Annotated in this window: 7 protein-coding genes; all 7 read left to right on the top strand. The window is 34.1% G+C overall.

Annotated elements, in window-relative coordinates:
- Positions 1 to 21: 21 nt before the first annotated feature.
- Positions 22 to 1,644 carry an adenine deaminase gene (gene ade, locus Q0891_RS16650; RefSeq protein WP_299103468.1) on the top strand — a complete coding sequence of 541 codons (1,623 nt, stop codon included), beginning with the start codon at positions 22 to 24 and terminating at the stop codon, positions 1,642 to 1,644.
- Positions 1,645 to 1,698: 54 nt separating this feature from the next.
- The gene (locus Q0891_RS16655; protein ID WP_299103469.1) at positions 1,699 to 4,149 is read left to right on the top strand and encodes a T9SS type A sorting domain-containing protein; all 2,451 of its coding nucleotides are present in this window, start codon (positions 1,699 to 1,701) and stop codon (positions 4,147 to 4,149) included.
- A 29-nt stretch (positions 4,150 to 4,178) separates the two neighbouring features.
- Entirely contained in the window at positions 4,179 to 6,095 is a 1,917-nt protein-coding gene (locus Q0891_RS16660) for a CocE/NonD family hydrolase (protein WP_299103470.1), read from the top strand.
- 54 nt (positions 6,096 to 6,149) lie between these two features.
- A complete protein-coding gene (locus Q0891_RS16665; RefSeq protein WP_299103471.1) occupies positions 6,150 to 7,112 on the top strand; it encodes an alpha/beta fold hydrolase in 963 nt (320 codons plus the stop codon).
- Positions 7,113 to 7,155: 43 nt separating this feature from the next.
- Entirely contained in the window at positions 7,156 to 7,653 is a 498-nt protein-coding gene (locus Q0891_RS16670; RefSeq protein WP_299103472.1) for a hypothetical protein, read from the top strand.
- Positions 7,654 to 7,679: 26 nt separating this feature from the next.
- On the top strand, positions 7,680 to 8,003 hold the full coding sequence (locus tag Q0891_RS16675) for a hypothetical protein (RefSeq protein ID WP_299103473.1): 324 nt from the start codon (positions 7,680 to 7,682) through the stop codon (positions 8,001 to 8,003).
- 552 nt (positions 8,004 to 8,555) lie between these two features.
- Positions 8,556 to 12,602: SdrD B-like domain-containing protein (locus tag Q0891_RS16680; RefSeq protein WP_299103474.1), on the top strand; the 4,047-nt coding region annotated here is incomplete at its 3' end.

Below are 12,602 nucleotides of genomic sequence, written 5' to 3' on the forward strand. Positions count from 1 at the left end.
TTGTAATAAAATAGAATAGATTTGAAATTAAAAGGAAACATCGTAGACATTGAGAATCGTAACGTCTTCAAAGGGGAAATCACGATTATAGATGGAAAAATTGCATCTATCGAAGAGAAAGATTGTGAAGAGAATCATTTCATTTTACCAGGTTTTGTAGATGCGCATATTCATATTGAAAGCTCAATGTTGGTGCCAAGCGAATTTGCAAAAATTGCTGTAAATCACGGAACCGTTGCTACCGTTTCTGACCCACACGAAATTGCCAATGTGCTTGGTGTAAAAGGTGTGGAGTTTATGATAGAAAACGGAAAACAAACCCCTTTTAAATTCAACTTTGGAGCACCTTCTTGTGTGCCAGCAACAAGTTTTGAATCCGCAGGAGCTATTATAGATTCTGATGACATTAAAGTCTTAATGGAAAACCCAGATATTAAATATTTGGCCGAAATGATGAATTATCCAGGCGTTATTTATGATGATGCGGAAGTGCTGAAGAAAATAGAATGGGCAAAACATTATAATAAACCTATTGATGGTCATGCGCCAGGATTACGAGGCGATGATTTAACAAAGTATATTTCTGCAGGAATTTCTACTGACCACGAGTGTTTTTCATTTGAAGAAGGTTTAGAGAAGCTTCAAAAAGGCATGAAAGTGATTATTAGAGAAGGTAGTGCTGCTAAAAATTTTGAAGCTTTAATCGATTTGCTAGACGAACATTATAAAAATATGATGTTTTGCAGTGATGATAAGCATCCAGATGATTTGTTATTAGGTCATATCAATCAAATTTGTGCAAGAGCTGTTGCTAAAGGCAATGATGTATTTAAAGTATTACAAGCGGCTTGTGTAAATCCTGTAAAACATTACAACTTAGATGTTGGGTTGCTAAATATTGGCGACGATGCGGATTGTATTGTTATGGAAGATTTAAAAGACTTTAAAACGCTTCAAACGTATATTAATGGCGAACTGGTTTCAGATAATGGTGTTTCAAAAGTGAAACATGTTAAGTTTGAAAACCTTAATAATTTCAACACCACTAAAAAAGAAGTTTCAGATTTTAGATTAGCATCTAAGGCTAAGGAAATTAGAGTTATAGAATGTTTAGATGGCGAATTAATTACCAATGAGATTATCGCAGCATCTACAATTAAAGACGGCAATCTTGTATCGAATACAGACACTGATATTTTAAAGATGACGGTTGTAAATCGTTATAATAATGATGCGCCTGCTATTGCCTTTATTAAAAACTACGGACTAAAAGAAGGTGCTATTGCGAGTTCTGTTGGTCATGATTCGCATAACATAATCGCTATTGGTGTTTCGGACGAAGCTATTTGCAAAGCAGTTAACCTTTTAATTGAAAATGAAGGTGGTATTTGTGCGATTTCAGACACGGAAGAAAAAGTAATTCCGTTGCCAGTTGCTGGTATTATGAGCGACCAAAATGCAGAAATTATAGGTAAGCATTATTCCGAATTAGATAAAATGGCAAAGGAATTAGGTAGTAAACTTCATGCGCCTTATATGAGTTTGTCTTTTATGGCTTTATTGGTTATTCCTGCGCTAAAACTAAGCGATAAAGGCCTTTTTAATGGTGGGAAATTTGAATTTACGTCTGTCGAGGTGTCTTAAATTTTAACAATGTTTAGGCAATTAAATTATTAAATTGCAACAAAATCATCAATCATGAAAAATATACTATTAGCTGTGGCTTTTTTGTTCACAGCAATTGGTAGTGCGCAATTAGTGTCTACAAGTAGCGTGACAGTTGGAGGAGCAGGTGACTATACAAATCAACCATATGTGCCACAAGCTAAATTTTCGCGTACACAAACCATTTATTATCCTGAGCAAATTAAATTTAATGGTGAGATTACTGGCCTAAGATTTTTTACGGCATTTTCTAATAGTACAACATCTCCAACTCCAAATACAAGCTTAATTTTTAAAATAGGACATACTACTAAAGAGGAATTTGTATCTGGCGATGGTTTTATACCTGATGAGGATTTAACCGAAATTGGAATCACAACATATTATGCAAATGCGTATGAGTTTATTTTAATTTTTGATGAATCTTTTACATATAATGGAACCGATAATTTGGTAATCGATGTAGAAGATATTAATCCTGGCCACACAACTAGTGCTTTGTTTGGATGGGAAGGCACAGAGAACTTTAATAATCCACCAACAAGGAGTCGTGTAAGTATAACAGAGGAATTTGATGATGGTTCTACTTCAACGTCAGTGTTATTGCAGAATTCTTATGCGAAAACACGTTTTGATGGCAATTTGCAAATTTGTCAAACTGTTTCTGTTATCAGTATGGACAACATAACAGATACAACAGCAGAGTTTACGCTTAGCGATATTCCTGATGCAAACCATTACAGATATGTCATTACCGAAGCTGGTGAAGATATTCCTGAAACTTACACTATAACAAACAATCAAACATTCTCTGTGTCTGGTCTATTGCCTTCACAAGACTATTATGTCAATGTAAAAACAGATTGTGATGCCTTTGGTGTTACATCTGGTTATCGTAGCTTTTATTTTAAAACTAGACCAGAAGTTTTAAGTGTGCCTTATACCATTGATTTTGAATCTGAATTTGAGAGAGATTACGCTGTGCCAAATTACGGTGTGGAAATAAATGGAGAAGCAGCAAATGCAAGTGCATATGGTTTAATGCTCAACGGTCCTGGTTATCCTCAATACCTTGGTTATAATGAGTATGGAGATCCGTTTGAAGAAAATTTAGATTTTATAAGAACTGTGACTATTGATGCAGATTTATCTCAAAATACAACTGAGCCAGTATTAAGATTTGATATTAGTCAGACATCTAGTGCTTATTTGCGTGTTAAAATAAAAGCTTATGCAGATGATAATGTGTATACAGGTGTTGCTGAAGACTTTGTTTTCAATGCAGCGTATGACGATAATAGTTTTAAAACCGTTTCTATAGATTTATCGCAATTTGTAGGTAATCTCGTGACTATAAAATTAGAAAACGTTAGTCGATCTAACAATAATAGAACGTACTTAGATAATATTCAATTATTAGAAAATGATTGTGAGAACATTGCAAATATCTCAGCACTTAGTGCATTAGATAGTATTGCATTAAATTGGGACGCGACAGCTGATAACGACTACGAAGTCATAGCTGCTGAGTTTGACGACATTCTTGGAGTTGATTATATTTCCTCAGATAATAGTAGTCATACGTTTTCAAATTTAACGCCAGCAACATCATATAAACTTTTTGTTCGAAATAGTTGTTCAGTCTCACTGTCACCATGGAAAAAAATCTATGCATCTACAGATCCTGAATATTTAGAACTAGGTTATGATAATTACTTTAGCGACGAATCATCGCTTAATACCGACTTGTTTTCTGTATTGCATAGCGAATCCTCTAAGATAGAGTTTGTGAATTATTCTGTGTACGATAGGTTGGTGCTTCATCAACGCGATTCTAATGCAGAATGGGTTGGAGGAGAGACAACAACAGAATCACAAGCTTGGAATGAAAATAAGGATTTCTTAACGGCTTTAAAATTTAAGATTGATGGTGCATCTTTAGTTGATGGTAATGTAGATATAGAATTTAGACAATTACATCATTATAGTTCTACACCTGCAAATTCATGGTTTAGAATATTAATTAATGGCGTGCAATATGGACCAAGTTATAACCCAATAACGAGATATCAAGATCCAGTTACTGCGATAAGTATAGATTTAGATGCATACATAGGAGATGATATTGTTTTTGAGTTGCAACACGTTGGTCGTACTAAAGATTATTTTTCACTAACGCCAATTGGTGGAGATGGTACATTGATCAATAGAATCGCTTTTACAGGTAATGCGTTGTCTGTGACTGAAGAAGACAGACTTTTAGTTAAGTTATATCCTAATCCTGCTTCATCTGAGTTGCTTCTGGAAGGGCTTCAAAATAATAGTGATATAAGAATTTTAGATTCAAACGGAAGAATGTTAAACTCGTTTAAGTCAATTGGTAATAGTGCTTCCTTGGATATTTCCGACTATAATTCAGGACTATATTTTGCTGAAATTTCTGTAAATAATAAATTACAGACGTATAAATTTATTAAAAACTAACCTAATACACTTAATAAAAACCAACCACTATGTTTATTAGAAAAACTATATCAATTCTTCTTTTATTTTTAACAGTATTAGGATGTAAATCCAATTTAAAAACGACTGATAATAATTTAGAAACTGCAAACGAAGTAGTTAATGAGGTTAAGGCTGTAGCTGAAGAACGTTACAGTCCAATGGATCACTATACTAAGAAAGAGGTGATGATAGAAATGCGAGATGGTATAAAATTGCATACTACCATTTACTCGCCAAAAGATATGTCTAAAACATATCCGATTTTAATGAAGCGCACGCCATACAGCTGCAGGCCGTACGGAGAAAATGAATTTCCTAGTAAGGTTGGACCAAATAGATATCTTATGGAAGAAGGTAATATTATGGTGTATCAAGATGTGAGAGGTCGTTGGAATAGTGAAGGTGTTTACGATAATATGCGAGCGTACATACCTAATAAAACAGGCAAGCAATTTGATGAAGCTAGTGATACCTATGATACTATTGAATGGTTAGTAAATAATGTTGATAATAGTAATGGCAATGTTGGTACTTATGGTATTTCTTATCCAGGGTTTTATGCAACATATTCATTGTTAGACTCGCATCCTGCTTTAAAAGCAGTTTCGCCTCAGGCTTGTATTGGAGATTTCTTTTTCGATGATTTTATTCATAATGGCGCCTTTTTATTAAGTTATTGGAGAGCAACTTCGGTTTTTGGTTACATGAAAGATCAGCCAACAAAAGAATCTTGGTATGCATTTCCAGATATAGGAACAGAAGATCAGCATCAATTCTTTCTAGATCATATGCCGTTAAGTAAGTTAAATAGTTTTTATGGTGAAGACAATGTCTTTATGGAGCAAATAAAAACCCATGTTACTTATGATGATTTTTGGAAAGCTAGAGGAATCATTCAGCATTTAAAAGATATTAAACCAGCAACGATGGTTGTAGGTGGTTTGTTTGATGCTGAAGATCTATACGGACCTTTTAATACTTATAAGAGTATTGAAAAAAATAGTACTAATTATAATACGGTTGTCTTTGGACCTTGGAGTCATGGCGATTGGGCAAGAAATAAAGAAAGGCAAGTGGTTGGTAATATTCATTTTGGAGATAGTGTCTCAGATAGTTTTCAAAAAAATGTTGAAACTAAATTCTTTAATCATTTTCTAAAAGGTGAGGCTAATGGTAAAACAGGTTTGCCAGAAGCTAGTATGTTTAACACAGGTACTAAGCAATGGGAATCTTTTGCGTCTTGGCCACCAGAAAATACAGCTAAAGAAAGTTACTTTATGCAACCTTCTGAGCGCTTAACAAAGCAAGCTAATCGCATGATGGCAACTTCAGACTTTGTGAGTGACCCTAAAAAACCTGTCCCATACACAGAAGATATAAAAGTTGGGTTTACACCACGTAAATTCATGACGGACGACCAGCGTTTTGCATCTAGACGACCAGATGTTTTAACTTTTGAAACTGAGATTTTAGAAAACGATATTACGCTTGCTGGCGATATTCTGGCGAAGTTGAACGTATCTACAACAGGAACAGCAGCCGACTGGATTGTTAAGGTAGTTGATGTTTTTCCGTCGGATATGGAAAACACAGAAGACGTACAAGATCATTTAAAACTGAGTAACTATCATATGATGGTAAGGAGTGAAGTGTTGCGTGGACGTTTCAGAAACAGTATGTCTAAGCCAGAACCGTTTGTACCAAATGAGAAAACTGCGGTTAATTTGAAGCTTCAAGATGTGTTTCATACATTTAAAAAAGGACATAAAATTCAAGTACAAGTGCAAAGCACATTTTTCCCTTATATAGATGCGAATCCACAAACGTATGTCGATAATATTTTTGAAGCAAAGGAATCTGATTTTCAGAAGCAAACACATAAGGTTTATAATGATTCTGCTATTGAGTTTACTGTTTTAAAATAACATAAAATTGTTTCCTCGAGCCCAGTTGAAAGGTTGTAATAGAACAAATAAATAATGCCAATAATAGAGCCAACTTATAAACCACCCTTTTGGGCAAAAACGAGTTTTACATCTACTGTGTTTTCTGGTTTAGCACGCAGAGTTGAAGGTGTTGAGCAAATAAGGGAACGAATTACATTACCAGATACAGATTTTTTAGATTTAGATTGGAGCTACGCTAAACAAAAATCAAATAAGGTAATTGTTCTATTACATGGTTTAGAAGGAAGTGCTCAGCGACCATATATTCAAGGAACAGCAAAACTATTTAATGAAAATAATATTGACGCTGTTGGTGTGAATTTTCGAGGTTGCAGTGGTGAACCAAATCGGTTGTTTAGAAGTTATCATTCTGGTGCAACTGAAGATTTAGAAGCTGTTATTCAGCATGTTTTATCTAAGAGTAAATACGATGAAATTTATATAAAAGGTATTAGTCTTGGTGCTAATATGGCTTTAAAATATGCAGGAGAAAAAGTTGATTTACCAAAAGAATTAAAAGCTGTAATTGCAGTTTCAACACCATGTTATTTAAAAGGATCTTGCGAGGCTTTACTAAGTTTAAGAAATAAACATTATGCTATTCGGTTTTTAGCACATCTAAAAGAAAAGCTAAAACCGAAATTAGAGCAATTTCCTCAAAATATTACAATTAAGGATTTTAATTCAATTAAAACTTTAATTGATTTTGATGATGTCTATACGTCAAAAGCACATGGATTCAATGGCGCTTTAGATTATTATGACAAGGCCAGTTGTTTGCAATTTCTTCCAGATATTAAAGTACCTTCTTTAATTATTAATGCACTCAACGATTCGTTTTTATCGCCTGAATGTTTTCCTGTTAAGGAAGCTAAACACAATTCTAATTTGTATTTAGAAATGCCAAAACATGGAGGTCATGTTGGTTTTATAGACAAAGGAAATGTGTATTATAACGAAAAACGTGCTTTGGATTTTGTGAATGGGCTTCCTTGAGTAAAAATCTTTTCATAACTTTAAGTCAAATAAATTGATGCCTATGAAGTTCCTCAAATCATTTCAGTATAAAACAGTATTGAAATCTATTTCCATAAAATCTTTTGTGGGAATTGCTTTCGTAGCAATGGTTTTAGTGTCTTGCCAAAGTCTTAAAACAGCAGTTTTTGATCAATATTCTTACCAACAAGCCATCTCATTAAAAGTGGAAGGTCTTAACTTAATGGATGAGGCTGTAAATGATTTTACGCAACATGCGGCTGAAGTTAAAACACTACGATTAGATCTTCAAAAAATTATGGAATATGAAAAGAACAAGCCAGACAATGAAGTGAGTTGTGCAATGTGGAAATCAATTGCAAATGAAGAGCGAAACTTATTAGCTGGATTTCTTAAGCGCTGGAAAGAAAAGAATCAATTATCTCAGGTATTTATAGATGAGGCAAAAATTCAAGTTTCTGAATCTATTGATCTTATTATTAAATATGAGGGTCAAAAGAATAAAACCAACGAAACTAAGATTCTTAACTTTTTAAACTAGTTACCAAAACAAATACATCGTATAAAATGGATATAGAAGAACTTTTAAAGCTTTTAAAGGACGAATTACTTTTAGTATTGGGAGAAAGTTATGGTGATTTTAAAAAAGAAACCAAAGCAGATGTGGAAGCGTTTTTAACGCTGTCTAAAGTTAAAATTGAACGCTGGACCAAGTTGCTGCAAGCAGGCGAGCTCACGGTAGATGACTATAAGTGGCTGTTAGAGAGTCAAAAAGATGTATTAATCTTAAATACCCTTTATCAAGCTGGTGTTTCAAAACTACGTTTAGGACATTTGAAAAATAAGATTATAAAAACTATTGTAAATACAGTGATAACAATCATTATTTAACAAAATGCTATTTGTTATCAAATCGAGGTTGATTTAGTAAATCACTTTTAGTGTCTTCTAAATATTCATAAACCCACTCTTGTTTTATAAATTTAAAACCTTTTATTTTAAGATGGAGGTTTTTTTTTTTTTTTTTTTTTTATGTCAAACCTTTTCTTAATAAAATCTTAAAGTATGATGTCAGATTTTATTACATATTACTTCTTATTTTTTGTTTATAAGTGTTAAAAATTCATGCGTAAAATACGTTTTTTAAATACGTTTTTTCTGCTTTAATGTCCGTTTTTGGGATGTAATTTAGCTTCTTTTCATCTATCTTTTTTGAAAATTTATTCGTGTTATAGGAATTTCAAAGAAGTTCATCGGATTTTTATCTCCAGTATTACTTAACATGAAAACTCTTGTTAATTTTATGCCAATATTGGTTCTTGCATAACTCCTAACTGTGCGAGATTTTGTGTTGCGTTGTAGTGTAAAACACTTCAACTAACTATTTAATTAAATTACCTTAACTATCTACAAATTAATCTTATTAACTAACACCTATTTAGTATGAAACAAAAGTACCTAAGGCAATCTAATATTAGATTTGCACTTTTATTATTGTTGACTTCTGTGATGTCCGTTTGGGCTAGTAATGCAGGCGTCGATAGTAAAATTAATGAGCTAATATCGACAGATGTTTCCTCGAAAAACGCATTAAATATAAATGACACTTCATGTGGTTACATCACAGGAATTTACATTTACGATCAAGCAACTGATGCATCAGTTTATGGACCTATCCAAGACAATGCTCAGATTAACATTAATTCATTGCCTAATAACTACTATTTAGTAACACAAACTTCGGGTAACGTAGAAAGTATTACTTACTTAGTTGGTAATAGTTATATTGTTGAAAACGTTAGTCTCTACACGTATCCAGCAGGAGGTTCAAACTGGAATGCTGGTGTAGGATCTTATAATGTTAGTGTAAAAGCTTATAAGTACGATAATGCAAACGGACAAAAATGTGATTATCACAATGTTTCATTTGATATTGTTAATGGTTCTTCTAATATTACACCTCCAAGTAGCCCAACGTGTTCGTCGGGTTCTTTTTTATGGGAAAATAATATTAATGTCAATAATCTGACAGGTAATTCTGGAGTACCAGAAGCCGATGTTAGATTAAAAGATGGAGGAGATACTCAATTTACTATTCCTGGACCTTATCCAACAGAATTTAATTCTGCAGTGACAGTGTCACTTGACGAGGTTGTTTCTTGGGATGGTTACACGAATAGAGTAAATATTAATCAAGGCAATGAAAAATGGAAAGTTGTATTTAAAAAAGATGGTAACATTGTTTTTGAATCTTCATATACTCAAGATGTTGACGATAACGTGACATCTGCAGAATGGGTTGGTCCATTAGAATCGAATATATTTTTACCAAATGGTACTGATGCAATTATCATTGTACACTATGAGGATTCACAATTAGGTGAAGGTTCAGTAGATGGTGTTTCAAATTCTGTAGCACCTTCTTCAATTTGTGTTTCTTATGAAACTCCAGAAATTGTTGCACCAAGCGATCCAACTTGTGATAATGGTTCTTTTCTATGGGAAAATAATATAGACGTAACGACTTTAGAAGGTTCAAATTTAATTCCAGTCGCAGATTTAAGATTTAAAGATGGAGGAGATACGCAGTTTACTATTCCTGGTCCATATCCAATAGAGTTTAGTGGTGCTGTAACGGTGTCATTAGACGAGGTGATTTCATGGGATGGATACGGAACTAGAGCAAATACGGTAGCTCAAAACAATGAAAAATGGAAAGTTGTTTTTAAGAAGAATGGTAATATAGTATTCGAATCTTCTTATACACAAGATATAGCTGATAATGTGGTTTCTGCAGAATGGATTGGGTCTTTAGAGTCTAATATTTATTTGGCAAATGGTACAGATGAAATTATTCTTGTACATAGCGAAGATCCGACTTTAGGAGAAGGGTCAATTTATAGCTCATCAAATTCAGTAGTGCCTTCTTCAATCTGTATTTCATATGTGGCGTCAACGGCATCATTAGGAGATACCGTATTCTTAGATGAAGACCAAGACGGTATTCAAGATGCAGACGAAGAAGGAGTTGCAGGAGTAACAGTTAACTTGTTAGATTGTAACAACAACCAATTAGCAACAACTACTACAGATGCTAACGGTAACTATGTCTTTGCAGATTTAGATCCAAATGAAGATTATAAAGTTGAATTTGAAGTACCAACAGGATACGAATTATCACCTTCTAATCAAGGAAGTAATGATAGTAATGATTCAGATGCTAATGCTAACGGCAGAACGTCTTGTATTGATTTAGCACCAGGCGAAGATAATCCAACTATTGATGCAGGTATCTATTTGCCAAGTGCGTCATTAGGAGATACCGTATTCTTAGATGAAGACCAAGACGGTATTCAAGATGCAGACGAAGAAGGAGTTGCAGGAGTAACAGTTAACTTGTTAGATTGTAACAACAACCAATTAGCAACAACAACTACAGATGCTAACGGTAACTATGTCTTTGCAGATTTAGATCCAAATGAAGATTATAAAGTAGAATTTGAAGTACCAACAGGATACGAATTATCGCCTTCTAATCAAGGAAGTAATGATAGTAATGATTCAGATGCTAATCCAAACGGCAGAACGTCTTGTATTGATTTAGCGCCAGGCGAAGATAATCTAACTATTGATGCAGGTGTTTATTTACCAAGTGCGTCATTAGGAGATACAGTATTCTTAGATGAAGACCAAGACGGTATTCAAGATGCAGACGAAGAAGGAGTTGCAGGAGTAACAGTTAACTTGTTAGATTGTAACAACAACCAATTAGCAACAACAACTACAGATGCTAACGGTAACTATTTCTTTGCAGATTTAGATCCAAATGAAGATTATAAAGTTGAATTTGAAGTACCAACAGGATACGAATTATCACCTTCTAATCAAGGAAGTAATGATAGTAATGATTCAGATGCTAATGCTAACGGCAGAACGTCTTGTATTGATTTAGCACCAGGCGAAGATAATCCAACTATTGATGCAGGTATCTATTTGCCAAGTGCGTCATTAGGAGATACCGTATTCTTAGATGAAGACCAAGACGGTATTCAAGATGCAGACGAAGAAGGAGTTGCAGGAGTAACAGTTAACTTGTTAGATTGTAACAACAACCAATTAGCAACAACAACTACAGATGCTAACGGTAACTATTTCTTTGCAGATTTAGATCCAAATGAAGATTACAAAGTAGAATTTGAAGTACCAACAGGATACGAATTATCACCTTCTAATCAAGGAAATAATGATAGTAGTGATTCAGATGCTAATCCAAACGGCAGAACATCATGTATTGATTTAGCGCCAGGCGAAAATAATCCAACAATAGATGCAGGTATTTATTTACCAAGTGCATCATTAGGAGATACCGTATTCTTAGATGAAGACCAAGACGGTATTCAAGATGCAGGCGAAGAAGGAGTTGCAGGAGTAACAGTTAACTTGTTAGATTGTAACAACAACGAATTAGCAACAACTACTACAGATGCTAACGGTAACTATGTCTTTGCAGATTTAGATCCAAATGAAGATTATAAAGTTGAATTTGAAGTACCAACAGGATACGAATTATCACCTTCTAATCAAGGAAGTAATGATAGTAATGATTCAGATGCTAATGCTAACGGCAGAACGTCTTGTATTGATTTAGCACCAGGCGAAGATAATCCAACTATTGATGCAGGTATCTATTTGCCAAGTGCGTCATTAGGAGATACCGTATTCTTAGATGAAGACCAAGACGGTATTCAAGATGCAGACGAAGAAGGAGTTGCAGGAGTAACAGTTAACTTGTTAGATTGTAACAACAACCAATTAGCAACAACAACTACGGATGCTAACGGTAACTATGTCTTTGCAGATTTAGATCCAAATGAAGATTATAAAGTAGAATTTGAAGTACCAACAGGATACGAATTATCGCCTTCTAATCAAGGAAATAATGATAGTAATGATTCAGATGCCAATGCTAATGGCAGAACATCTTGTATTGATTTAGCGCCAGGCGAAAATAATCCAACAATAGATGCAGGTATTTATTTGCCATGTTCAATCGACCCTAGTATCACTGTTTCAACTGAAGGTAATAATGATAATACTATTTGTTATGGCGATGATGCTGTTTTAACCGCAGCAGGTGGAGATCAGTTTGTTTGGAAAGCAAATGATGTAGTTATTCCAAATGAGTCATCAAATACTTTAACGGTAAGTCCAACTGAAACAACTGTCTATACTGTAGTGGTTACGGATAGTTCTCAGTTTGATTGTTCAGCTGAAGCTATAACAACTATAGCTGTTAATCCTCCTACTGAAAATACAGTGGAAGAAGTATCAGTATGTGCAGGTTCAGACTATACATGGTCACAGAATGGAATGACGTATACAGCAGCAGATAGTCCGGTAATGTTGACTATTAATGATAATAATGGTTGTTCGTACACAGCAACGTTAGTAATTAACGAATACGAAGAAACAGAAGATATTGTAAATGCG

It is taken from the genome of uncultured Winogradskyella sp., assembly GCF_947498005.1.
Classification (GTDB): Bacteria; Bacteroidota; Bacteroidia; order Flavobacteriales; family Flavobacteriaceae; genus Winogradskyella.